This is a genomic window from Macrococcoides bohemicum (assembly GCF_003259675.1).
Classification (GTDB): Bacteria; Bacillota; Bacilli; order Staphylococcales; family Staphylococcaceae; genus Macrococcoides; species Macrococcoides bohemicum.
The window spans coordinates 610,298-636,337 of the sequence record NZ_PZJG01000001.1 but is presented as its reverse complement, the minus strand read 5'-3'; the positions used below and the strand labels follow the sequence as shown (position 1 = coordinate 636,337).

Genomic DNA, 26,040 nt, shown 5'->3' with positions numbered 1-26,040 from the left:
ACACACGTCCTTTTTCGTTATAATGTTGTTAATATATAAGAAGGGGCGTGTTTTATTTATGACAAAAAAAGTATTAATGGTACTGACAAATCAAGAACAGTTCAGTGATGGTACACCAACAGGACTATGGTTAGAAGAAGCTGCAGCACCATACAAGATTTTTGAGAAAAATAATATCGCAGTAGATTTTGCTTCAGTTAAAGGTGGCGCAATCCCACTAGATCCAAACTCTGTAGCTAATGATGAAACGAAGACATATGCAGATGTCGTTAAGAAATTAGGCGACTCTCTAAAATTGAGAGACGTTGTATTTGAAAATTATGATGGCGTATTTATTCCGGGTGGACATGGTACGATGTATGATTTACCTAATGATCCGGATTTGCAGAACATCCTTGCATTCTATAAAGAAGATGGCCGTGCAATCGGAGCTGTTTGTCATGGACCAAGTGCTTTTGTTGATGCTAAACTTAAAGATGGCAGCTACTTAATTGATGGTGTTAAACTTACTGGATTTACGAATAACGAGGAAATTGCGATGAAACTAGATGAAGTTGTTCCATTTGCATTACAATCAGAGTTAGAAAAACAAGGCGGCCGCTTTGTCGTGGGTGAGAATTTTACATCTCACGTTGTAACAGATAAGAAGTTCGTGACCGGCCAAAACCCTCAATCAAGTGTCGAGGTCGCGGAAGCATTTGTCAAAGTATTATAATAAATATAAACCACATGGGATAATGCCTCATGTGGTTTATTTCATAAGTAAGAGATTTCTTAAGATTAATCCGAGTACTACGCCGATAAGTAAACTTAGCATCGTCCCAAGTAATATATATTCACTTGTCTTATCAATCTTCTCTAGATTGTTATTTGGTTTATCATCTTTAAGGTCATTAAACCGAAGTATCGATTTACTTGCGATAACGAGTCCAATTGCTGTATATTCTCCAAAAGCGATAAACATCAGGATAAGTAGCCTTTCAATATAACCTATCATTAAACCTACGTTATCTGACTGCTTCGTCTTTGTTTCACTCATCGCCGATAAAACCCATTTAATAATAGGACCTGACATAATAAATAACAGTATAAATATCGCAATTAAAATAATTTTCAGCATAATGCATACTCCTTAAAAGTATTTTGGACATGCAAAGTCATGTTGTTGTTGTCAAGTTGAGCTAAAGCCGCTTCTATCAGTATTAACTGTTTTTTATGGCTTTTCTTTAAATGTTCTGAAATGGTTGATAGACCTTTACCAAGGACTTGTGCAATTTCTTTTTGCTGAACATATACATAGGAGAGAAGCAGCACTCGTTGCTGCATTTCAGAATGATTATGAACGATTTCAGTTAAATATGGATATAATACGTTGTTGATAACCGTAACATCCTGTTCTTCAATCGTTAAATGAAAATCTGTAATGTCTGACTGTTTAATTTGAGTTAAATTACGACGTGCCTGTTTAATGATAGGTGCATTCCAATGTTCAAGGTTTCCGGTAGGTATTTCTTCATTACTCGCAGCAATTCCGAATTTAATTGGTTGTGATTTATAGGGCCATAATAACTTAATATAGAAACTTGTAAAAAGGGTTGCTGACAGACTATCGCTCACAAAAAATAATTCATCACCCATACGAAAATTAATATATTTAAACGATACGTCCTTTGTCCACTGTTCAATTTCTTCAGTTAAATGCACTAATGTGTGACTGATTGCCGCTGTATTATCGAATTTTGTACTTCCGGAAACATCCATTACGAATAAAGATAACATCTTATACCTCCAGTTCGTTTATTTAGACGAATTACTATAATTTCGTTTATATAACCGAATTATAGCATACATGAAGTAATTAAAGTAACAATATAAAATTAATAATAGAACATAAGTAATGTACAGATATTTAATATAAATTTATGTTAGACAAAATTAGTGTAAATTTCATTTAAATCTTCTTTATTGATGAAACATTAATGCTATGAAGTGATTAAATTGACGCTTTTATGTTATTATGGTGCATGAGATTAATGAACAATAGCGTTCATTTGAATAAGGAGAATCATCATGAAATTTATAAACTTATCAAGAGAAGCTTTCGGAGATTATACAGATAAACAGTCATATAGCCATTTTACGCAGATGGCAGTTAACTATGATTTGAAAATCGCTGAAGGTGTTGAAGTACATCTCGTAGGCGTTACAGATGATTATGAAAATATCATAGCAGCAGGTCTTTTCACCGCTGTACCTGTGATGAAGGCGTTCAAATACTTCTATTCAAATCGTGGTCCAGTAATGGACTTTCACAATAAAGCGCTTGTGACATTCTTTTTCAAGGAATTAGAACGATATTTAAAGCGTCATAAAGCACTTCATCTTAGAATCGATCCATATGTGCCATATCAACTGAGAGATCATGACGGTAAAGTGATGGAAAGCTATGATACACAAGATATATTCACACAATTAAAGGCATTAGGCTTTAAACACCAAGGATTTACGACTGGTTTCGATCCAAATCATCAAATTCGCTGGCATTCGGTGCTAAATACTGAAGGTTTGTCGGAAAAAGAAGTATTGAACAATATGGATAGCCTACGTAAACGTAATATCAAAAAAGTGATTAAAAACGGTATAAAGGTACGTGATCTCTCAATAGACGAACTGCACATCTTCAGACAGTTTATGAATGATACGAGTGGAAAAAAAGCGTTTGTTGATAGAGAGGATGCATTCTATAAAAATCGATTACAGTATTTCGGTGATCGTGTGAGAATGCCACTCGCTTATATTGATTTTTCTACATATATACCTGAGCTCATTGCAGAAGAAGTTGATGTGCAAGCTCAAATCGATAAAGCTAAAAATGAACTTGAGAAAAAGCCTGATGCGAAGAAATGGAAAAATGTACTTACAACAAGCGAAAATCAGTTAACAGCAATTAAAGAAAAGCTCGCTGAAGCAAAAGCTTTACAGCAAAAACATGGCGATACTTTACCGATTGCTGCTGCATTCTATTTAATCAATCCATTTGAAGTCGTTTATCTTGCAGGTGGTACTTCAAATGAATTCAGGCATTTCGCAGGTAGTTATGCGATTCAATGGGATATGATAAAGTATGCAATGGAATCAGGCGTTAATCGTTATAACTTTTACGGTATCAGTGGTGACTTCACGGAAGATGCAGAAGACGCTGGTGTAATCAAATTTAAAAAAGGATTTAACGCAGATGTAATCGAATATATCGGAGATTTTGTATTGCCAATCAATAAGCCGGTTTACAAATTATACGAAACGATGAAGAAAATACGTAAATAAGATTTGAAGGGAAGATTTTCATGGAATTCACTGAGTTGACGGTTGCAGAATATACTGATTTTATTTGGAATACAACTGAAATGAGTCACTATTTTCAACTGCAGGAAAACATAAAGAATAGAGAAGCTGACGGTTATCCAGTCGTATTACTAGGTGTTAAAGAAGAAGGCGAAGTCATTGCTGCCAGTCTATTTTCTAAAATACCGACATTCGGAAGTTATTTCTATTATTCAAACCGTGGTCCAGTCATGGATTATAAGAATTCAGAGCTTGTTGATTTTTACTTCAAATCACTTGATACATATTTAAAAACGCATCAAGCTTTATATGTGAAACTAGATCCTTACTGGATATATAAATTATACGATAAAGATGTGAATTATAAAGAAGAACATGGCACAAATGACGCGACTATTAATCAGTTAAAATCGCTAGGCTATAAACATACCGGTTTCTCAGTAGGGTATACGATGGATACACAGGTCAGATGGATGAGTGTGTTATACCTTCAAGATGAAACACCAGCTTCTATAATGAAACAATTTGATTCACAACGTAAACGTAATGTGAAAAAAGCGCAAAAATACGGCGTGAAAATCAGACTGCTTGGTAAAGATGAATTAGATGTATTTTTAGATTTATATCGTGAAACGGAACAACGCGCTGGTTTTATTGCTCGTCCAGATCGTTATTTTGAAGGATTCCATCAATATTATGAAGATAAAGTACTATTACCGTTAGCATATATTGATCTTAATGAATATATTGAGAAATTATCGAATGATATTACATCATCTGAATCAAACCGTGATCAGATGATGGCAAATGAAAATAAATCAGATAAGCAGATGAAGAAGATTGAACAGTTAAATCGTGAAATCAATCACATGCAAGACGAATTATTAGAGATGAGTACATTACGTAAAACTGATGGTAATATTCTTAATTTAGCTGCTGGTATGTTTTTCTTAAACCATTTCGAAGTGAACTATTTCTCTGGCGGTTCTAGTGAGAAATATAATAAATTCATGGGTCCATATGCAATGCACTGGTATATGATCAATTATTGTTTTGAACATGGATTTGATCGCTATAACTTCTATGGTGTATCTGGTGATTTCAGTGAATCTGGTGAAGATTACGGCGTATATCGATTTAAACGTGGATTTGACGCTCAAATTGAAGAACTTGTTGGAGACTTTATTAAGCCAATCAATAAACCAAAATATGCTGTATATCAAGCCGCATTAAAAACGAGATTAAAATTAAGTGCATTAAAACAACGTAAACAAAATAAAAATAATCAGTCAGAAGATGAATTAGAAACGACAGAAAATATTGTATTACAAAAAGGACCGGATAAAATGAGTGAGTCGAATTAATCATTAAGTTATAACAATGGAATAAATAATCTAAAGAACAATATAAGACATCATATAATATAAATGTCAAATAGTATTATATGATGTCTTTATTCAATATTTTAGTTTACATAATATATATTATCGGAAGTTGTATGCAGAAGAAAAAGATACTACCTATTTCGTAGTATCTTCTATTCTTTCCACTATGAATGTATTAATGTTTCAACTATTGAAAATTGATTCATAACATTTACTTTAAAGCTGTTAATTCATAAGCAGCAATTGTTCCGCTCATTTCATGACTTGCAAGTAATACTGGTTGTTTGGTCGGAGAATGTTTAGCATCGATAAATGTTAAACCTTCCGGTGAAATATCGCCATTATCATTTGCTTTGAAATATGTTTCAAATACTGGTTTTTTAGGGTTTGAAACATTATATACCATAATTCCGCCAGTTCGTTCTAAACCGATAAAGGCATACGTTTTGCCATTGATAACACCAGTTACAACTGATTCTGGTTCAGGTCCTTTATCGTCACTTCTTGAGTCAAAGCCAATTTTTCCAAGTTCTTCCTGATGCGAATTAAATGTGTCTTTATTGGCTTTTGCAGTAATTGTTTCAAAATCTGATCCTGAATCGTACACTAATCCTAAATTACCAGCACTGCGAATTGAGAATGAACGTCCGCCGAATGTTACAGGAACAGTGAATTTTCCATCTTTATTAACAAAACTTTGAGCAGTTGTTGTTTTAAGACGTCCAAGTTGCTTGTCATCTTCTAAAACTTTTACATCTGTTCCTTTTAAATATTTACTATTTAAATTATATTGATCAGCGATATCAGCAATTCTGGTTTCTTCACTATATCCTTCGTAATCTTGTGAATCCCCTTCATTTGCTGTTAATAAGTAAGTTTTTCCTTTTATCGTCATTTGAGCGATACCGTCAGGTTGATACATACCAAGTAACGGATAATTTTTCATATTAATCTTTTTATCTTTATCTGAAACATCAATAGTATGCTTTAAATATGATTTATAGCCTAAACCTCTAACCTTAACAAACTTATCTTTTTTAAGATCAAACTTTGCGATTGCATTACGTTCCTGAATCGTAATATATGCAAATTCATTTTTATCATCAATCGTCACATATTCAGGCTCAAGATTTAAGAAGCTTTCTTCAGCAGTACGGCCTAAGTGACGTAAGTTACTTGGAATCATCTTTTTAGAGAATTTAACTGTCTTAACTGCTGATTGTTTCACTTTACCTAGTGCATTGACTTTAATTGATGATACAGAACCTTCCGGATTAATTGTATAAGTATCGTTTGGTTCACCTTCGTTAGCAACGATTAATTTCTTGCTATCATGTGTGAAAGTTAGCATATCTGGCAGTGCCCCAACAGTAACCTTACTGATTAATTTACCGTCCTTATCTAAAAATGCAACGCGTCCATTATCCGTTTTCTCTTTTGCAGGGATACTGATAGCGATATAGTGGTATTTTTTATTTACAGCCACACTCGTGATATCACTACCTTCAACACCAAGGTCTTTTAATAAGATACGTTTCTTTAATATGAATTTCCCTTTTGATAATTTAGACATATCTAAAATATCAACTGCATTTAATGCACCGTTAATTGAGTATGCTTGTTTGAAATGTGAATCATAACTTACAATTTCAGTACCGCTTTCACCAAATTCAGTCTTTGAATCATATCGTGCTAATTGAGTTACTTTAATCTTGCTATTCGGTCCGTAATTGTTTACTGACTGTGCATCAGCAATAGGTGTTGCTAGTAATGATGTTAACGCTATAGTACTAATAACTTTGCCTATATTTTTCATAATGACATTCTCCTCAAAGTTTATTATTTAGTATATTTTATATGTATAAATTAAATTTTAATGTAATGATGTAAACCACGAATAAAATTTATTAATAAAATGTAAATATTTGATTACAATATAAAATAAAGCGGTCAGGAGATCTCCTGACCGCTTCTTTAAGCTTTTAACGATTTAATTTGTTTTCATGATGCTTCACCGATTCCATTTCAGCACGGTTTTGATTTTCATCATATTTACGTTGTTCTAATTTTGCTTTTTGTTTTAACTTTCTGTTCTTGCGATAATCTTTCGTCATATACCAGAATAAAATGCTTAGCAATAAAGAAATAACCGCTAAAAATCCTGCATAGCCAAGTAATGGCTGATAAGTAATATCGTAGAAGTTAGGTAGAATAAACGCAGCAACTGCTAGTAATAAAAACGTAATGATCGGTGCAAAAAGAAATCTGCCTAAAGCCAACCCGAAAATCAATGAGATAACAAGCATCCCTACAATAGTGATGAACAGAAAGTTCGGAATTTCATAAAAGTTTATCGTATTTAATATCATCATTTTATCACTCACTTATCCTTTATCAATTTTAGAAAATACAAAATATAAAATACAAAATTTATTATACCCTATTATCAAAAATAAATAATCATAATTCAAAAAATGAATTGTTATTCATAAAACTTTAGTGATAAAACTTAATATTATTCCAATCATCACTTTTGTTAAAAAAGATTTCTAAAAATTCATAATTAAGCGTATAATAAAAATATTAACATCTATAAACGATGAGTCTTTAATGACAAAAGGAGAATGTATATGAGTTTACCGAAAAGAAATGAAGTTCCAGTAGAACAAACTTGGGATTTATCTACATTATTTGATTCAAATGATGCATTTTATGCTCAACTTGAGAAAACAATCGCAAGAACGAAGAAATTCAATCAAGAATACGCTGGGACGTTTTCTGATACTAGTAAGATTGAATCAGCTTTAGATGAATATGCTGCAATTAAAAAAGAACTGGATCACTTAGGTAGCTATGCTTCCTTATTGTTTAGTGTTGACCAGACAGATGATACTTCAGGCAAATTATACAGTAAATATGTTAATAGTTATGGTACGATTGCAAGCTTACTGACTTTCGTGGAGTCAGAGATTCTTGCTCTAGATACTGAGATATTAGACAAGTTAAAAGATGAGACTCCGGTTTATCAACGTTATCTGGAAAAACTAATCGAGCGTAAACCGCATCAGTTACATCCAGAAGTTGAAAAGACACTTGCATCTTTCTCACCAGTATTTAGCGCCCCTTATAACCTTTATGATACGACTAAGATGCTGGATATTGATTTCGGAACGTTTTCTGCGCATGGTAAAGAGATTCCGATGAGCTACGTTTCATTTGAGGGAGAACTTGAAGTTGATGCAGATACAGAAATTCGCAGAAATGCATTTAGAAAATTTTCTGATACGTTAAAAAAATATGAAAATACAACAGCAAAAACATACGATATGGTCGTTCAACAGGAAAAAATCGAATCTGAACTACGTGGATATGATTCAGTGATTGATTATTTATTACATCCACAAGAGGTTTCTCGTGAATTATATAATCGTCAAATCGATTTAATCACGACTGAACTAGCACCACATATGCGCCGATATGCAAAGTTACTGCAAAAAGTTAATGGTTTAGAACAAATGAAATTTGAAGATTTAAAGGTTTCTTTAGATGATGCCTTTGAACCAGAAATTACTGTAGAAGAATCTCGTGATTATATTAAAAAAGCTCTTTCGATTATGGGTGAAGATTATATGCAGATGGTAAATGATGCATATGACAAACGCCAGATTGACTTCGTACAGAATAAAGGTAAGTCAACTGGTGCATTCTGTGCAAGCCCGTATCAGGTGAATCCATTTATCTTAATTTCATGGACTTCAAAGATGACAGAAGTATTTGTGCTGGCACATGAATTAGGTCATGCCGGTCACTTCCATCTTGCTCACCAAAATACAAATATATTTGATGAAAGCTGCTCATTATACTTTGTTGAAGCACCTAGCACGATGAATGAAATGCTGATGGCAAATTATTTATTGGCTGAATCAGATGATCCGAAATTTAAACGTTGGGTAATCGCTTCGATTATATCTCGTACTTATTATCACAATTTTGTAACGCATTTATTAGAAGCAGCTTATCAGCGTGAAGTTTATCTATTAGTAGATAAAGGTGAATCCATGACTGCTGATATATTAAATGGTATTAAACATAAAGTGATCGAAGATTTCTGGGGGGATGCAGTAGAAATCACTGAAGGTGCTGAACTGACTTGGATGAGACAACCCCATTATTATATGGGCTTATATCCTTATACGTATTCAGCTGGACTGACTGTCTCTACGATTATGTCTCAACGTATTCTTAATGAAGGTGAACCAGCTGTACAGGAATGGACAGAAGTACTTAAGAAAGGTGGTTCATTACCACCGGTTGAACTTGCAAATATGGCTGGTATCGACCTTACTACTGATGCTCCGCTTAAAGAAACGATAGCTTACATTGGTTCATTAATTGATGAACTGGAAAAGTTAACTGAAGAAATTGAACAGCAAAAATAAAACAACAACCGCATAATACAGTCATTGTATTATGCGGTTAATTGTTTAAATATTTAATAATGAGGTGTTTATATGAATATGAATGGTAAAGTTGTCATTATAACTGGTGCAGCACATGGTATCGGTAATCACATTGCTGATACGTTTAGAAATAACAAGGCCATCGTCTGTGATATTGACATCCAGCCAGGCTGTTACTTTCAGGGTGATATATCAGATACAAATGTAATTGATGCATTCATTCGGCAGGTTATCAGTGAGCATAAGAAAATCGACTATATTATCAATAATGCACTTCCTATTATGAAAGGCATCAATGATTGTACGATAGAGGAATTTAACTATGCATTGCAAGTTGGCATCTCTGCACCATTCTATATCGTGCAGCAATCCCTGCCCTATTTAAATGATAATGCTTCTATTATAAATATCTCATCATCAAGATCACTGATGAGCCAACCACAGACAGAAAGCTATTCCGCTGCCAAAGGTGGCATCAGTGCGTTAACACATGCCTTAGCTGTAAGTTTAAGAGAAAAAGCACGTGTCAATGCGATATTACCTGGATGGATCGATACGACAAACAGTGAATTTACTGGTAGCAATAACTTACAACATCCTGCCGGTCGCGTCGGAGTACCGAATGATATTACACAAATGGTACTTTATTTATGTAGTGATAACGCAACATTTATTACAGGACAGGAATTTGTCATTGATGGTGGTATGACTAAACAAATGATTTATCATAATGATCAAGGATGGTATTATGATAAATAAAACCAACATTGCCGGATACTTAAAGTATCCGGCAATGTTGGTAATGATTATATAAACTTATTATTCAACTGCTTTAATTTTATCCGCTTCTATCACGATGCGTTTGTTTTTATATAAGCGGCCAATCGCACGTTTAAAACTACCTTTACTCATGTTAAAGACTTCTTTTATCGCTTCAGGATCTGACTTATCAGAGAATGGCAGTTCACCACCATATTCTTCTAATAACTTTAGAATTTGTTCTGAATCATCGTCTAAGCGCTCATGTGCAAGTGGTAAAAATGAACCGTTTAAAGTTCCATCTTCTTTATGTCCGATAATTCGTACCTCTACTGCTTCACCAAGTCTGGGTTCACTTCTACGTTCTGATTCGTGAACGAATATCTTGTAACCCTCTTTAGATAAAAGAAACGTTCCGATACGTAATAAACGGTATGGGTGTGCTGTGATCGTCTTGTGTAACAGCTCTTCTGGTGCTGGTGTAAACATTGCATCGACCATCGTTTCACTTGCTAAACGTCCATATAACTGATCGTTTCTATCTACGCGAAGACAAGCAAATACTTCATCTCCCGCTTCTGGCCAAACTTCTTTTACTTTCGGTAGATCTTCCCACGGAATAACGATTTCACGTGGGATACCGATATCTACCGTAACCCCGTCTCTATCTTTCTTAATCACTTTCACCCAGTCATAACGGTCAGTTGAAATGTCGGGGATATTTTGAGTTGCAAATAAATCTCCAGTACGCCCCGGATATACGAAGAAAGAATAATCCTCGCCAATTTCTAATTCATCATCTTCTAACACTTCTGATTGATTTAACTTTACGACTTCACTATTCGGTCCAAGTAAGTAATACGTAGACCCTTCTAATCGATCGACGCGTAAAAAGTCGATACTTCCTGATAATTGTTTGTTCTCCATATGTCTCTCCTTTAGGTTAAATACCTATTTCAATAAATCATTATAGCACATTTTCACCTATTCGTACGAAATAACAGTATAATAGCGCTATCTGTGTAAGTGAGAAATCAGTGATATCTATTTCTTATCAAACTATGATATAATCATACTGATTATAAATTAAAGGAGACCACTCAATGTTACAAGTATCTAATGTTAGTTTACGATTCGGTGATAGAAAATTATTTGAAGATGTAAACATAAAATTCACACCCGGAAACTGCTACGGTTTAATCGGAGCAAACGGTGCAGGAAAATCTACTTTCCTAAAAATTCTTTCAGGTGAGCTTGACTCTCAATCAGGTCATGTTTCATTAGGAAAAGATGAACGATTATCAATATTAAAACAGGACCACTTCGCTTATGAAGATGAACGTGTACTTGATGTTGTACTTCGTGGTAATGAAAAGCTTTGGAATGTAATGAAAGAAAAGAATGAAATCTATATGAAACCAGACTTCAGTGATGAAGATGGTATGCGTGCAGCTGAACTTGAAGGTGAGTTTGGTGAAATGGGCGGCTGGACTGCTGAAAGTGATGCACAAGTATTATTGTCTGGTCTTGGCATCAAAGATGATCTACACGAAAAGAAAATGTCTGAACTTGAAAATAACCAGAAAGTTAAGATTCTTTTAGCACAAGCATTATTTGGTGAGCCAGATGTATTATTACTCGATGAGCCTACCAACGGTCTAGATATTCCTGCAATCAGCTGGTTAGAGGAATTCTTGATTAACTTTGAAAACACAGTAATCGTTGTATCACATGACCGTCATTTCTTAAATAACGTATGTACGCATATTGCTGATTTAGACTACGGTAAAATTAAAATTTATGTTGGGAACTATGACTTCTGGTATCAATCAAGTCAGTTAGCACAGCAAATGTTACAAGACTCTAATAAGAAAAAAGAAGAAAAGATTAAAGAATTACAGGACTTCGTTGCACGATTCTCAGCAAATGCTTCTAAATCTAAACAAGCAACAAGCCGTAAGAAAATGTTAGAAAAGATTGAATTAGATGATATCCAGCCTTCTAGCCGTAAATATCCTTTCGTTAATTTTAAACCAGAACGTGAAATTGGTAATGAGTTACTACAAGTTCAAGGTTTAACTAAAACTATCGATGGCGTAAAAGTTATTGATAACTTATCATTTACGATGAATCCAAACGATAAAGCAGTACTAGTCGGTGATTCTGAAATTGCTAAGACTACCCTACTTCGTATTTTAGCTGGAGAAATGGAACCGGACGAAGGGTCTTACAAATGGGGTGTAACGACATCTCAAAGTTATTTACCGAAAGATAACTCAGAATTCTTTGAAGGTAAAAATATCGACCTAGTAGAATGGTTACGTCAGTATGCACCACCTGAAGAACAAACGGAAACTTTCTTACGCGGATTTTTAGGTCGTATGTTATTCTCTGGTGAAGAAGTACGTAAAAAAGCAACTGTATTATCAGGGGGAGAAAAAGTAAGATGTATGTTAAGTAAGATGATGTTATCATCAGCGAACGTACTATTACTTGATGAGCCTACAAACCATTTAGACTTAGAAAGTATCACTTCTGTCAATGATGGTTTAAAAGCATTTAAAGGTTCACTGATTTTTACTTCTCATGACTTTGAGTTCATTAACACAATTGCCAATCGTGTTATCGACTTAAATGCTAACCTTTCTAAAGAAATTACTTATGAAGAATACTTAAAGGAACAAGGTGTACTTAAATAAATTTTTTCTTGCGTGTATTCATTTATGAATACACGTTTTTTAGTGTTTTAAGTATTGTTTAATAAACTATTATTTTTAAATTTTCTCAAAACACTTTACAATCTTAAAATCTTTCTGTAGTATATTAAACATCAATTAAATAAATGTAACAGATGAGGCGCATCGATCATGAGTAAGTAATGGTAATTCTGCAAATGAATTACTGAAAGGGTGAGATGCCGAAATATAGTATTTATTGCAGTGAATGCTATGTTGGATCCACAGGTTAAGAGCTATGGATTTGTCATTATTGAAAAATAATGGAGTGCATCGCTTGTATATAAATTCAACAAGTCCAGATGTCTCTGGGCTTGTTTTTTTGTTGGTGATGACCCTTGCAGGAGGAAATAAATTGATAACAGAAAACAGTATTCAGACAGAAGAAAAAGTGAACAATATCAAAGTATTAAAATTTGGCGGAAGTTCTGTTGCTGATTTTAATAAGATTAGGCACATTGCTGATTATCTTAAAAAGCGCGTGGAACAAAAGGAAAAACTCGTCGTCGTTGTTTCAGCGATGGGAAAGACAACCGATGCACTACTCAAAAATGTAGCAACGCTTTCAGAACGTCCAAAAGAAAGTGCACTGGCTATGTTATTAACCACAGGTGAGCAGCAAACCATCGCTTATCTTTCAATCATATTAAATGATCTATCAGTAGAATCCGTTGCTTTAACCGGAGCCCAGGCTGGAATACGCACAGAAGGTCATCATCTAAAAAGTAAGATTCAGACAATTAATACGACTAAATTACAGGCACTATTTAAGACAAAAGATATTATTATCGTAGCTGGCTTTCAAGGAATCAATCATGAAGATGAGTTAACGACACTTGGTCGTGGTGGAAGTGATACAACAGCAGTAGCACTTGCAGCATCACTTCAAGCATCATGTGAAATATATTCTGACGTTACAGGAATATTTGGTACCGATCCGAGAGTATATCCAGAAACGAAGAAGATGGACTATGTAAGTTTTGAAGAAATGATGGAACTGTCATCTCTCGGAGCTGGCGTACTTGAAACACGATGTATTGAAATCGCATATAATAATAATACTAAAATATATACCGGAAAAACTTTATCCGAGGAGAAAGGAACATGGATTGTGCCAAATGAACAAATCATAGAAAGAAAAGCAGTGACTGGAATTGCATTAGATGAAGATATGAATTACGTAACTTTATCTTATCCAATGCACGACACAAAAGTATTAACCTCCCTTTACGAATTATTAGAACAAAATCAGATCAATATCGATATGATTTCTCAGACAGTAAATATCGATGGTATGCAGCTATCGTTTACGATGAAAAATACAGAACAATATCAGATTAAAGCAATTATTGATCAGTTAACTGCTTCATACCCTGCCCTACTCCATGAAATTAAAGACAACTATGCGAAAGTATCGATCATCGGTTCAGGTATGCGTGATATGTCTGGTGTCGCGTCAAAAGTATTTATGTCTTTAATCGAGGAGCAGATTGCTTACTATCAGGTATCGACAAGTGAAATCAGTATCTCATTAGTAGTAGATGCCGGGAATGCAAAGCAAGCAGTACAAATATTATGTAAAAAATTTAATGTTTAATTTTTTAATTATTATTTTTATTTATTTAATTTTTATTAAAAAACTTTAACTCATTAAAGAAAATGCGTAACATAGAAGTAAATAATTGATTAATTATAAGGAGTGTATGAAATGTATAAAATCGCAGTCGTAGGTGCAACTGGTTTAGTTGGTCAAAAAATGTTAGAAGTACTCGAAAGAAAAGCAATACCGTTCAATGAACTGACATTGTTCACTTCAGCAAGATCTGCAAATAAAGAAGTTGTTTATCAAGGTAAAACGTATAATACAGAAGAATTAACAGAAGAAAAAGCGAATGAAAAGTATGATTTTGTATTAATGAGTGCAGGAGGTAGCACGAGCTTAAAGTTCTCTCCTCTGTTTGAACAAGCTGGTAGCATTGTTATAGATAATTCAAGTGCATATAGAATGGAAGAAGATATTGATTTAATCGTACCGGAAGTAAATAGCCCGCAATTAAACAGAAAAATTATTGCAAATCCAAACTGTTCAACAATTCAATCAGTCGTACCTTTAAAACCGCTTCAGGACAAATATGGTTTAAAGCGTGTGGCATATACAACTTATCAGGCGGTGTCTGGTAGCGGTGTTGCCGGTAGAAACGATTTAATTAATGGCGCTAAAGGTGAAGCACCAAAAAACTACCCTCACCCTATTTACAATAATGTATTACCGCATATCGATGTATTTTTAGAAAATGGCTATACAAAAGAAGAACAGAAGATGATTGATGAAACAAAGAAAATATTAAATTTACCGGATCTAAAAGTTACTGCAACATGTGTACGTGTTCCTGTGCAGGATTCACATTCTGTTGCTATCAATGTAACTTTAGAGCAACCAGCAACAGTAAAGGATTTACGTCATCTATTTGAACAAACAGAAGGTGTTGTCCTTATCGATGATGTTGCGAATAATGAATACCCTCTAGCCATCAATACAACGGGTAAAGATGAAGTATTTGTAGGAAGAATTAGAGAAGATGACACGCTAGATAATTCATTCCATATTTGGTGTACAGCAGATAATTTACTAAAAGGTGCAGCACTAAATGCTGTTCAAATTTTAGAACAGATTCATTTGAACAATCACAAATAGTAAATAATAAATAACTATCAAAAAAATAAATAACTATCAAAAAAATGTACAATAATCATAAATTAACAAGGAGTGTTCATATGACACAAGTACAATTTAAAGGTACTGCAGTAGCAATTACGACCCCTTTTATCAATTCACAAGTAGATTACGAGTCGTTCGAACGTCATGTTAATTTTCTTATAGATAATGATATTCAGGCGATATTTGTTAATGGTACGACAGGAGAAGGTTCGACTTTAACAGAAGAAGAAAAATTAAAACTGGTAGAAATTGCTGTACGTGTTTCAAATCAACGTGTTCCGATTATCGTAGGTACAGGAACAAATAACACGCAGGCAAGCATTGATCATTCATTAAAAGTAAAATCACTTGGAGCAGATGGTATTATGCTCATTACACCATATTATAACAAAACAAACCAAAGAGGCTTAATTGAACATTTTACTGCTATTGCTAACGCTGTCGAATTACCGGTTGTATTATATAATGTACCAGCAAGAACGAATATGACAATCGAACCTGAAACGGTTGAAGTATTAGCACAAAATTCATATATCTATGCTTTAAAAGATGCAACACACGATCTTGACTATACTGCAAAAGTTAAATCAATTATCCCTGATGATTTTATGCTTTATAGCGGTAATGACGATATTGTCGTACCTTTCTATGAAGCCGGTGGAGATGGCGTTATTTCAGTAATCGCAAATGCAATTCCAAAAGAATTTCAGGAAGTTTATACGTCATATAATGATGACCCTGCCCTGGCAATAGAAAAGTTTAATGCAATTGCACCTTTACTTAATGCACTGGAAGTTGATATCAACCCAATGCCGATTAAAGCACTTGTTACACATATCGGTTACGCAAATGGTGAAGTACGTTTACCGCTTGTACCTTTGTTAGACGAAGAACAGCAGCATATTAGTAACGTTTATGACAACTTTAGAAGTCAGGTGATCTAATTGAAAATATTATTAGCAGGTTTTGGTGCAATGAACGAACGTGTTGCTAAATTAGCATTAGATAAAGGACATGAAATTACGGGAATCATTTTGTCACGAACTACAGAGCGACAGCTTCCCTACCCTATCTATTATGTGGACGATGAATTCCCTGAAGCGGATGTGATCATTGATTTTTCCAATCCGGAAATTACACTCCCACTGATTCAGAGCAAACATAATATACCTTTAGTCATTGCCACAACCGGAGAAAAAGAAGCAATAATTGAAGCATTGAAAATTAAAGCACAACATACGCCTACTTTCTTTAGTGCAAATATGAGTTATGGTGTGCATATCTTAACTGAACTCATCCAATATGCAGTACCATTATTAAAAGATTATGATATCGAACTGATTGAGCGCCATCATAACAAAAAAGTTGATGGTCCGAGCGGTACACTCGTTAAACTACTCGATGCAATTCAGGAGAAAAGATCTTTAAATCCTGTCACGGACCGTACTTTAGAAAATAAAGCTAGAGTACATGATGACGTCGGTATCAGCGTAGTACGTGGTGGTACGATTACTGGTGAGCATGAAGTGCTTTTTGCAGGCATTGATGAAACAATACAGATTATACACCGTGCGCAAAGCAAAGACATCTTTGCAAATGGTGCCATCGAAGTAGCTGAGCAACTCATCAATAAGCAAAATGGCTATTATACATTTGAAAATTTATCATAAAGAATATTTATAAAAAAGTTAAAAACATATCAATAAATTATCTTAAAGGAGATTATTATGAGAGACTTATCAGCACAAGAAATTATTCAGTACATTAGTAATTCAAAAAAACAAACACCGGTAAAAGTTTATGCAAACGGAAATTTTGAAGATGTGGCATTCCCTGAAACATTAAAAGTATTTGGATGCGTACACTCAAAAACAATATTCGGAGATCTAGATGACTTTCAAGCTTTTTATACTGAGAATCAATCAATATTCAGTGAAATCGAAGTTGAATATGACCGCCGTAACTCAGCGATTCCATTAATTGATCAACGTAATATTAATGCACGTATTGAGCCTGGTGCTTTTATCCGTGAACATGCTGTCATCGAAGATAATGCTGTTGTAATGATGGGTGCTACAATTAATATTGGCGCAGTTGTCGGTGAAGGTACGATGATTGATATGAACGCTGTACTTGGAGGACGTGCAACAACTGGTAAAAACGTTCACGTTGGAGCAGGCGCTGTTCTGGCAGGCGTTATCGAGCCCCCTAGCGCACAACCGGTAATCATTGAAGATGATGTATTAATCGGTGCAAATGCCGTAATTTTAGAAGGTGTTCGTGTTGGTCGTGGCGCTGTCGTTGCAGCGGGCGCTATCGTTACTGAAGATGTTCCTGCAGGAAGCGTTGTAGCTGGAACTCCTGCACGTGTGATTAAGCAGGCTTCTGAAGTTGAAGGTTCTAAAATTGAAATCGTAAGTGCTTTAAGACAATTAAATCAATAATACCCAGGCTGATACATGTATCAGCCTTTCATTCTACTGTAGAAAGGTGAAACAATGATAAATCTAGATAACATTATCAATACGCGACGTACTTTACATCAGTATCCTGAACTTGGCCTGGAAGAACATCATACAACAGCATATATTATTAAAAGAATACAGTCGCTTGGCATTGAATACTTTACCCCTCTTGAAACAGGTGTTATTGCAATCATCAGGGGATCTTCAAACGAAACAATCGCGTTTCGTGCTGATATTGATGCACTGCCGATTGAAGAACAAAACGATATTGAATACAAATCCAAAATACCGCATGTTATGCATGCATGTGGCCATGATGGTCATACAACAATGCTAATTGCATTCATGGAAGCAGTAAATAAAATAAGCAGGGAAACGCCATTAACGCACAATATCATGTTCATCTTTCAACCGTCGGAAGAAGCAAATGCCGGTGCTAATTTACTGATACAAAACTTTAATTTTGAAGCATATAATATAAAAGCGATATACGGTATCCATATGATGCCTGATCATCCCGAAGGAGAAATGATTTATAGAAGTCATGAAATTACAGCCAGTGCAACTGAATATCGATTCTTTATTAATGGTAAAAGTGCACATGTTGCAAATAAAGAGCAAGGCCATGCTGCAAGCAATGCTTTGATTCAAGTCTTAAATCAAGTGAGTACACTCCAGCAGTTCTATTTACCAGGACTAGAACGTAATATTATTCACATCGGAAAGTTTAATGCTGGTGAAGCGATTAATACTGTACCTTCCAGTGGTTACCTAGAAGGTACAATCAGAACATATCGTGCAGATGATTTAATTATTACCCAGCAGCAAATGGAACATATCGCACAAGCTGTATCATTAACAACACATTGTGAGGTCAATGTAGAATTTTCTGAAGGATATCCTCCAACAATCAACGATTCGTCTCTTGAAGACAAAGTTGTACAAAGTATTGCACAATCTAATCTTGTCGGTGTAAAAAAAGATGTACCCTATTTATTCGGAGAAGATTTCTCTTTCTATAGCACCCTAGCTCCAACTTACTTTGTATTTCTCGGTTGCAGAAATGAACAAAAAGGCTATGTACATGGATTACATCATAATCAATTTAACTTTGATGAAAAAGTATTACTGAATGGTATTAATTATTACCTATCACTTGTTCGAGGTTACGAAGATGAGTGCTAAATGGGAAATTAATCAAACACAGTTTACGGACAACATCAAACAGGTCATTAAAGATAATCCAGTGATTGCAGTCGTTAAAAATAATGCTTATAATTACGGCCTTGAATTTACGTTAGATTGCATGACAACTTGTGGTATTAATTATTTCAGTACGACAAGCTTAGAAGAGGCAATTGCTATTCGTAACTATAATAATACTTGTAATATCTTCCTAATGAATCCAGTCACGGATTTCGAAAGTTTAAGACGATATAACATTGAAATGACACTGCCATCAGCAAAATTTTTTGAGACTTACAGCGATGAACTTTATGACGTCCCACTTCATATGGAATATGAGAATTTGTTACATCGTTCAGGCTTTAAATCAATTGCTGAAATGCAGGAAACACTATTAATCATTAAAGCACAATATCCTGATATTGACATTAAAGGATTATGGACACATTTTGGATATGCCGATGAATTCGAAGTTACAGATTATGAAACTGAAAAGAAGGACTGGTTAGACGTAGTAAACACTCTGGCTCCGCTCCATTCATTTGAAGTCATACATGCACAGAACAGTGCAAGCTACGTTCGTGAAGGTGGTCTATTATCACAACATACACATTTACGACTTGGCATCATTCTTTATGGCTCTCGTCCCTATTCGAGTTTACCGGAATCTATTACCAGACAGTCATTACGTATATCAAGCCACGTTATTCAGATTCGTGAAATAAATGCCGGACAGTCCGCTGGCTATAGTTTCGCATTTACCGCACAAAGAGATACGCGATTAGCAGTTGTGGCCATTGGATACGGTGACGGTATTTTAAGAACACGCGCAAAGCATGACTGTCTGATCAACAACAGACGGTATCCTATTAAGGCGCTGATGATGAGTCATATGTTTGTTGAAGTCGATGAACACGTAAAACCGAATGATATCGTTTATTTATATCACGAACAGATGCGTATCGATGAATATACATTTTTAGGTGTAGGCGCTAATTCTGAACAGCTTTCTGCACTCAATCACAATACACTATTACTGGAGGTTACACAGTGAATTTAACAAGAGAACAAGGCGTACTAACAATACACGGCCATTCATTACTAGATATAAAAGAACAATATGGTACACCCTTATTCGTATATGACGAAACATTAATCCGTAATCAATGCAGACGCTTCCATGAATCTTTACAAGCCTCAGGATTAACTTATACGATTTCATATGCATCAAAAGCATTTACATCTATTCAATTATTTAAACTGTTGCAGGAAGAAAATATGGGATTAGATGTCGTATCAGAAGGTGAACTTTATACTGCACTTACAGCTCAATTTGATCCACAAAAAATTCATTTCCACGGTAACAATAAGACAGATCATGAAATTGTATACGCAATTGAAGCAGGTGTTGAATATTTTGTGATTGATGCTATCGATGAAATTGACCGCATCAATACTATCGCTAAAAATAAAAATTGTACTGTTAAAGCTGTATTACGCGTAAATCCAGGTGTAGAAGCACACACACATGAATTTATCCAGACTGGACAAGAAGATAGTAAATTTGGATTAAGTATAAAACATGGCCTTGCATTACAGGGAGTAAAGTTAATTCAGGAAGCAAGCCACATTGACTTTTATGGTATACATTTTCATATTGGCTCTCAAATATTCGAATCAACTGGAACGATTGAAACAATACAAATCGTTATTCAATGGCTAAAAGAAAATAATATTGAAATTAAAGTTTTAAACATTGGCGGTGGATTCAGTATAAAATATACTGCTGAAGATATCAGTTATCCTATTGAAGATGGCATTAAAGCCATTACTGAGACGTTAATTGATACATGTAACGAAATTGATTATAAAATACCAGAAATCTCTTTAGAACCAGGACGTTCTATCGTCGGTGAAGCTGGAATAACACTTTATGAAGTAGGTACAGTAAAGTCAATACCTGAAACCAATAAATATATATCTATCGATGGTGGGATGAGCGATCATATCAGGACTGCACTTTATGATGCACAATATGAACTTGAATTAGTAGATCGAGAAGAAAATCAAACTGAAAATGTTACTGTAGCAGGAAAGTTATGCGAATCTGGCGATATCATTGCACGTAATACCCATCTACCAAAGTCAACAAAACGTGGTGATACATTATGTGTGAAATCAACGGGCGCATATCATTATTCAATGTCATCTAATTATAATCAGATGCTTAAACCTGCTGTTGTCTTTGTTTCAGAGCAAGGAGTACGTGAAGTTATTAAAAGACAGACGCTTGAACATTTAATTACTAACGAAGTACATTAAAAAGTAAAAGAAAGACACCCTGGTTTTTCCAGGGTGTCTTTCTAACGTTCGTATATAATTTATTGCATTAAAATTATAATTTTACAACGTTTGCAGCTTGTGGTCCGCGATCGCCTTCAACCACTTCAAATTCTACTGCTTGTCCTTCTTCTAATGATTTGTATCCTTCTTGATTAATCGCTGAGAAGTGAACGAATACGTCGTTTTCTCCTTCGATTTCGATGAATCCAAATCCTTTTTCTGCGTTAAACCATTTAACTGTACCTTGTTTCATAATTAGAAACCTCCACACTATATTAATTCAATATGTGATTATTCACATATTACAAAATAAATAAAAAGTGAATTAATATATTTACTTTGTAATATGGAATAACCATATTGCTATAAATTATTATAGAATACCACTAATCATAAATCAATACAATATTCTGTAAATTGAAACACTTTACAAATTTTACTTTACTGTAATAATAAATAAATTTTAATTATCTTTTTTATCAATTATATAGCATTTATGATTATTTCAACGATATTGATATATTTCCCCTTTATCCAGAAATAAAACACTATGAAAAATTTGAACATCATCATCGCAATCTTCACAGAATTCGATTTCACAATTGTTATAAAAAGCATGTATATCATACTTTCCGACTAATTCATTACAAAAATGCTGTCTTAACATTACTAATTGCTCATTATAATAGCTTCTTGCTTCAGCTAATTGTGAAAAACTTTTTATATCGGTAGCTTTCTCACGATAATCTTCGAACAGCCACCATCCTTCATAGTCTGCTCTTATTGTTATGATTTCATACATCTTTTTCACCTCATTAAAAAATATTATCATCTGTTTATTTCATATTTTCAAGTAAATCGTCTTACAAATGCGATTTATTAGGTGTTTTGAGTCTTTTTACATATAATAGTGGTATGAGGTGAAGTAAGATGAAAACAATTCATATTAAAGTTTTTGGACGTGTACAAGGTGTGGGCTTTCGATACTTCACAGCGCAACATGCTAATGATAATAATATCACCGGAACAGTTCAGAATGTAGATGATTATGTTGAGATTTATGCAACTGGAGAAAGTTCAAAATTAGATATATTTACGGAAAAGGTTATTCGCGGTGCTTCTCCGATGTCTCGCGTACAATCTTATGAAATCAATAATATACCAGAGCAGCAATTTAAACATTTTAAAACGATATAATATTTTAAAGGAAATGATGAGATGAAATACAATGCATCGTATATTTTTGGTGCGATATTTGCAGTACCAATCGCACTATTGACAGGATTTATCAGCATGAATTTTTTTCAGCTTGATATGTGGCTTGACTCACTCGTTATGGCAGGTGGTTATTTAGGTGCATTCTTCCCTATCCAGATGACGACAGGTAACAAATATTTAAAAGAGATGGGTGTTACAAAACAAGACTATAAATATATCAGACAGCAGATGAAGATTGCTGAACCTAAAATCAAACAATTATTAGTTCAATATAAAAAAGTACGCTCTATCACTGATTTTCGTAATGTAAATGAAATTAATAAAATAGCACGCACAATTTATAAATCAGTACAAAAAGATCCTAAAAAGTTTTTTAAAGTTGATAGTTTCTTTTTTTCTCATTTAGATAATACAGTTAATTTATTAGATCAGTTCTTATATTTATCAAGAATGCCCCATAAAACAGCTGAAGATAAGCAGTTGCTATATAATGCGCGCTTAACGCTTGACGAATTAAAAAGAACTTTACAAGCAGACTTAAAAGCATTGAATTCAAGTGACTATGAACAGATGAAAGTTGAAATCGATCTCGCATCTATTCAAAAGACAAGTCATCAAATACAGATACAAAGTGACAATGCAAAAAGTGAGAATATAAATCATACTACAAATAAACAGCAGGCTTTAGAATATAATGAACAAAAGCCTGTTAATTTTAAACGTTCTAAACAATATGCACATGTCAACGAAAGGAAAGATATAAATGAATGAAAACGAGTTAATCAATGATTTAACTGCAAATCCATTTGAAAGCAATACAATGTTACAACCGGAACAAAAGAAAAATAATTTAACTACATATCAAACTGAAACCCTTTCTCCTGAAAAACGTGAAAAAATCAATCAGATTAAAAATCAGATTAAACCTCTTGATAATGAAAATTTATTGTTATATGGAGCAAGTGCACAACAAAAACTTTCTACATTTTCTCATCAAATATTAGATGAAGTACAGAAAAAAGATGTAGGTTCAATTGGTGATAGCCTTGATCAGTTAATGAAAAAATTAAAAGAAGTTGATCCAGATGAAATTTCACAAGTCGAAAAAAGTAAGTTTAAAAAATTATTTAAACGGGTTTCTAAATCAGTCAATGAGTTAATTTCTAGATATCAGTCGGTTTCAGGACAAATCGATCGTATATCAGTACAGCTTCAAAATTCTAAAGATGTATTATTAAGAGATGTACATATGTTAGACCGCTTATATGAAGAAAACAAAGCATATTTTGAAGCTTTAGACATGTTTATCATCGCTGCTGAAGAAAAACGTGAAGAAATTCAGACTGTAATGCTTCCTGAGTTAGAGCAACGTGCATTAGCATCAAATGATCAGATGATTGTACAAGATGTTAATGATCTTAGACATTACCTTAATCGTTTAGACAAACGTATCTATGATTTGAAATTATCACGTCAAATCACTTTACAATCTGCCCCACAAATTAGAATGATTCAGGATGTCAATCAAACACTAGCCGAGAAAATTCAAAGTTCAATTCTAACAAGTATTCCATTATGGAAAAATCAGATGGCAATCGCCATGAGTTTATTACATCAGCAGAAAGCGTCTAAAGCACAACAACAGGTTACGAATACAACGAACGAACTACTGCTTAAAAATTCAGAAATGCTTAAGATGAATACAATACGAACAGCAGAAGAAAATGAACGTGGAATTGTAGAATTAGATACTTTAAAAACCACACAACAAAACATCGTTGATACGATACGTGAAACGTTAACAATCCAGCAGCAAGGTAGTGAAAAACGACGTGCAGCTGAAATAGAACTCGGCAAAATGGAACAGGATTTAAAACAGCAATTACTACAATTACAACAGGATCAGCAAAATAGAACTTTATAAAGAAAGAAGAGGGCTGAGACTTATGTCTCACCCTCCTTTTTTTATTTATATGCAATTTTAGTTTGTCTTAATCCTATTACATAACCGATGATATATCCAACTACAGCGAATATTAGCCATTCCATTGATTGTGCTTTTAAAGGTAATGCATTCATAAATGGTAACACTTTAAACTGAGAACTTATTACTGATAAAACAGAAACAATCGTTACTAATATAATCGGAATTTGAAATGCTAATAATGGTGTCGGTACAAACTTAGCAACTAACATAATTAACACTAAAGTCATAGCAATCGGATACAAGATTAATAACACAGGAATAGATTTTTCAATTACTGCTTTTAAACCTTGGTTTGCTAATATAAAACTGAACAAAGTAAATGCAATTGCATAAGTTTTATACGAGATTTTTGGGAATATCTCATTGAAATATTCACTTACAGCAACAACTAGACCAGTTGAGGTTGTTAAACAAGCTAAGCTGACAATGATACCAATCAATAATTTTCCGAAGGTGCCAAACGTATCATGCGCTACATGCGTTAGTATATATGTACCTAAATCTGATTCATTATCCTTAATTTCTGAAAGCTGTGCAGCTGATAAATGATAATGACTACCAATCCAACCTAATGTTAGATAAATAAAGCCTAATGCAATCGCTGCAATGATTCCAGCTAATATCGTTTGTTTAAATAGACCTGTCTCTTTCGAGATGCCTTTCTCTTTAATCGCATTGATAACAATTACTGAGAATGCAATCGCTGCAATAGCATCCATCGTTTGATAACCACTTGTAAATCCACTAAAGAAACTTGTATTTAAATTCGTATAAACATCAGCCTGTGCCTTCACTGGTGATGTATCAGATAACAAGAAGATACTTACAACAACTAACGCAATGATAGAAATAAGTAATAGTGGTGTTAATATTGCCCCTACTCTATCTACCATTTTCGATGGATTAATTGCTAACCATAATGTGATTCCAAAGAAAACAATAGTAAAAATCAATAAAGACATTGCTGACGGTGCCTTTAAAAATGGTAATACAGCCATTTCGTAAGATGTTGCACCTGTTCTCGGAATAGCAAATAATGGTCCAATCGTTAAATATACTGCTGACAGAAATAAGATTCCGAATACCGGATTAATTCTGTGAAGTACACCTTTATAGCCTGATTCATCTAAAGATCCTACGATAATACCAAGTAAAGGTAAGCCTACCCCTGTTAAAATAAAACCAAAAATTGCCGGCCAGAAAAACTGACCACTAGCAAAACCTAAATTTGGCGGAAAAATTAAATTACCCGCTCCAAAAAATATTGCAAATAACATAAAACCTACGACCCAAGTATTCTTATTCATGGGATGACCTCCTTACTTTAATGTTAATTATGGTATCACTTTAAACGCATAAAGTCTACAACTTTTCAGAAAATTTAAAAAAAATACACACACCGTTAATAAGTGTGTGTAATTATCCTAAAATTGTTTCATGCT

The 26,040-nt window shown here is 34.1% G+C and carries 25 protein-coding genes and 1 riboswitch; of the genes, 17 read left to right on the top strand and 8 right to left on the bottom strand.

The features are described from left to right. The first annotated feature begins 58 nt into the window (after positions 1–58). Positions 59–715, top strand: a complete 657-nt coding sequence (locus BHX94_RS04070; protein ID WP_111744997.1) for a type 1 glutamine amidotransferase domain-containing protein — start codon at positions 59–61, stop codon at positions 713–715. Between the two features lie 36 nt (positions 716–751). On the opposite strand, the gene BHX94_RS04065 is transcribed toward BHX94_RS04070, so the two are convergent. Continuing rightward, entirely contained in the window at positions 752–1,120 is a 369-nt protein-coding gene (locus BHX94_RS04065) for a hypothetical protein (protein ID WP_232508230.1), read from the bottom strand. Further along, a complete protein-coding gene (locus tag BHX94_RS04060; RefSeq protein ID WP_096076527.1) occupies positions 1,114–1,779 on the bottom strand; it encodes a sigma-70 RNA polymerase sigma factor region 4 domain-containing protein in 666 nt (221 codons plus the stop codon). The genes BHX94_RS04065 and BHX94_RS04060 overlap by 7 nt, the downstream gene beginning before the upstream one ends. Positions 1,780–2,070: 291 nt before the next feature. On the opposite strand from BHX94_RS04060, the gene BHX94_RS04055 reads away from it, so the two are divergent. Then, positions 2,071–3,324, top strand: a complete 1,254-nt coding sequence (locus BHX94_RS04055) for an aminoacyltransferase (RefSeq protein ID WP_111744996.1) — start codon at positions 2,071–2,073, stop codon at positions 3,322–3,324. Between the two features lie 20 nt (positions 3,325–3,344). Beyond that, a complete protein-coding gene (locus BHX94_RS04050; protein WP_111744995.1) occupies positions 3,345–4,706 on the top strand; it encodes an aminoacyltransferase in 1,362 nt (453 codons plus the stop codon). 232 nt (positions 4,707–4,938) lie between these two features. On the opposite strand, the gene BHX94_RS04045 is transcribed toward BHX94_RS04050, so the two are convergent. After that, on the bottom strand, positions 4,939–6,543 hold the full coding sequence (locus BHX94_RS04045; RefSeq protein WP_111744994.1) for a choice-of-anchor I family protein: 1,605 nt from the start codon (positions 6,541–6,543) through the stop codon (positions 4,939–4,941). A 166-nt stretch (positions 6,544–6,709) separates the two neighbouring features. Then, the gene (locus tag BHX94_RS04040) at positions 6,710–7,099 is read right to left on the bottom strand and encodes a hypothetical protein (RefSeq protein WP_242446648.1); all 390 of its coding nucleotides are present in this window, start codon (positions 7,097–7,099) and stop codon (positions 6,710–6,712) included. Between the two features lie 252 nt (positions 7,100–7,351). Here BHX94_RS04040 and pepF point away from each other — a divergent pair, with 252 nt between their 5' ends. Both pepF and BHX94_RS04030 read left to right on the top strand, forming a co-directional pair. Further along, positions 7,352–9,166 (top strand): oligoendopeptidase F, encoded by a 1,815-nt coding sequence (gene pepF / locus BHX94_RS04035; protein ID WP_170120749.1) that lies wholly within the window; start codon positions 7,352–7,354, stop codon positions 9,164–9,166. A gap of 72 nt (positions 9,167–9,238) precedes the next feature. Next, a complete protein-coding gene (locus BHX94_RS04030) occupies positions 9,239–9,946 on the top strand; it encodes an SDR family oxidoreductase (RefSeq protein WP_198337219.1) in 708 nt (235 codons plus the stop codon). Between the two features lie 60 nt (positions 9,947–10,006). On the opposite strand, the gene BHX94_RS04025 is transcribed toward BHX94_RS04030, so the two are convergent. Next, positions 10,007–10,873, bottom strand: a complete 867-nt coding sequence (locus tag BHX94_RS04025) for a CvfB family protein (protein ID WP_096076522.1) — start codon at positions 10,871–10,873, stop codon at positions 10,007–10,009. A 176-nt stretch (positions 10,874–11,049) separates the two neighbouring features. Here BHX94_RS04025 and BHX94_RS04020 point away from each other — a divergent pair, with 176 nt between their 5' ends. From BHX94_RS04020 to lysA, 9 genes are all read left to right on the top strand, one after another. Further along, positions 11,050–12,645 carry an ABC-F family ATP-binding cassette domain-containing protein gene (locus tag BHX94_RS04020; protein WP_096076521.1) on the top strand — a complete coding sequence of 532 codons (1,596 nt, stop codon included), beginning with the start codon at positions 11,050–11,052 and terminating at the stop codon, positions 12,643–12,645. A gap of 144 nt (positions 12,646–12,789) precedes the next feature. Beyond that, positions 12,790–12,963: riboswitch (Lysine riboswitch) on the top strand. 76 nt (positions 12,964–13,039) lie between these two features. Beyond that, a complete protein-coding gene (locus tag BHX94_RS04015) occupies positions 13,040–14,278 on the top strand; it encodes an aspartate kinase (protein ID WP_242446655.1) in 1,239 nt (412 codons plus the stop codon). A gap of 111 nt (positions 14,279–14,389) precedes the next feature. Further along, positions 14,390–15,376: an aspartate-semialdehyde dehydrogenase gene (locus BHX94_RS04010; RefSeq protein WP_111744992.1), complete on the top strand. Its 987-nt coding sequence runs from the start codon at positions 14,390–14,392 to the stop codon at positions 15,374–15,376. Positions 15,377–15,456: 80 nt separating this feature from the next. Further along, positions 15,457–16,344: a 4-hydroxy-tetrahydrodipicolinate synthase gene (gene dapA, locus BHX94_RS04005; RefSeq protein ID WP_111744991.1), complete on the top strand. Its 888-nt coding sequence runs from the start codon at positions 15,457–15,459 to the stop codon at positions 16,342–16,344. Next, complete coding sequence (dapB, locus tag BHX94_RS04000; RefSeq protein ID WP_111744990.1) at positions 16,345–17,070, top strand: 4-hydroxy-tetrahydrodipicolinate reductase; 726 nt, start codon at positions 16,345–16,347, stop codon at positions 17,068–17,070. A gap of 57 nt (positions 17,071–17,127) precedes the next feature. Continuing rightward, on the top strand, positions 17,128–17,844 hold the full coding sequence (gene dapD / locus BHX94_RS03995; protein WP_379875059.1) for a 2,3,4,5-tetrahydropyridine-2,6-dicarboxylate N-acetyltransferase: 717 nt from the start codon (positions 17,128–17,130) through the stop codon (positions 17,842–17,844). Positions 17,845–17,898: 54 nt separating this feature from the next. Next, positions 17,899–19,050 carry a M20 metallopeptidase family protein gene (locus BHX94_RS03990; RefSeq protein ID WP_111744988.1) on the top strand — a complete coding sequence of 384 codons (1,152 nt, stop codon included), beginning with the start codon at positions 17,899–17,901 and terminating at the stop codon, positions 19,048–19,050. After that, a complete protein-coding gene (locus BHX94_RS03985; RefSeq protein WP_111744987.1) occupies positions 19,040–20,104 on the top strand; it encodes an alanine racemase in 1,065 nt (354 codons plus the stop codon). Before BHX94_RS03990 ends, BHX94_RS03985 begins: the two co-directional genes overlap by 11 nt. Then, positions 20,101–21,372: a diaminopimelate decarboxylase gene (gene lysA / locus BHX94_RS03980; protein WP_111744986.1), complete on the top strand. Its 1,272-nt coding sequence runs from the start codon at positions 20,101–20,103 to the stop codon at positions 21,370–21,372. Before BHX94_RS03985 ends, lysA begins: the two co-directional genes overlap by 4 nt. A 73-nt stretch (positions 21,373–21,445) precedes the next feature. Here the strand turns inward: lysA and cspA are convergent, their stop codons facing one another. After that, positions 21,446–21,646, bottom strand: a complete 201-nt coding sequence (cspA, locus tag BHX94_RS03975) for a cold shock protein CspA (protein WP_016912585.1) — start codon at positions 21,644–21,646, stop codon at positions 21,446–21,448. A 252-nt stretch (positions 21,647–21,898) separates the two neighbouring features. After that, on the bottom strand, positions 21,899–22,195 hold the full coding sequence (locus tag BHX94_RS03970) for a DUF1033 family protein (protein WP_096076513.1): 297 nt from the start codon (positions 22,193–22,195) through the stop codon (positions 21,899–21,901). Positions 22,196–22,323: 128 nt separating this feature from the next. Between BHX94_RS03970 and BHX94_RS03965 the strand changes: the two genes are divergently transcribed. From BHX94_RS03965 to BHX94_RS03955, 3 genes are read left to right on the top strand one after another with little or no spacing between them, the layout of a single operon-like run. Further along, positions 22,324–22,590 (top strand): acylphosphatase, encoded by a 267-nt coding sequence (locus tag BHX94_RS03965; protein WP_111744985.1) that lies wholly within the window; start codon positions 22,324–22,326, stop codon positions 22,588–22,590. Positions 22,591–22,611: 21 nt separating this feature from the next. Next, entirely contained in the window at positions 22,612–23,382 is a 771-nt protein-coding gene (locus BHX94_RS03960; RefSeq protein WP_111744984.1) for a 5-bromo-4-chloroindolyl phosphate hydrolysis family protein, read from the top strand. Continuing rightward, positions 23,375–24,535 carry a toxic anion resistance protein gene (locus BHX94_RS03955; protein WP_096076510.1) on the top strand — a complete coding sequence of 387 codons (1,161 nt, stop codon included), beginning with the start codon at positions 23,375–23,377 and terminating at the stop codon, positions 24,533–24,535. The genes BHX94_RS03960 and BHX94_RS03955 overlap by 8 nt, the downstream gene beginning before the upstream one ends. 41 nt (positions 24,536–24,576) lie before the next feature. On the opposite strand, the gene brnQ is transcribed toward BHX94_RS03955, so the two are convergent. Next, positions 24,577–25,905 (bottom strand): branched-chain amino acid transport system II carrier protein, encoded by a 1,329-nt coding sequence (gene brnQ, locus BHX94_RS03950; RefSeq protein WP_111744983.1) that lies wholly within the window; start codon positions 25,903–25,905, stop codon positions 24,577–24,579. Positions 25,906–26,040: the final 135 nt, after the last annotated feature.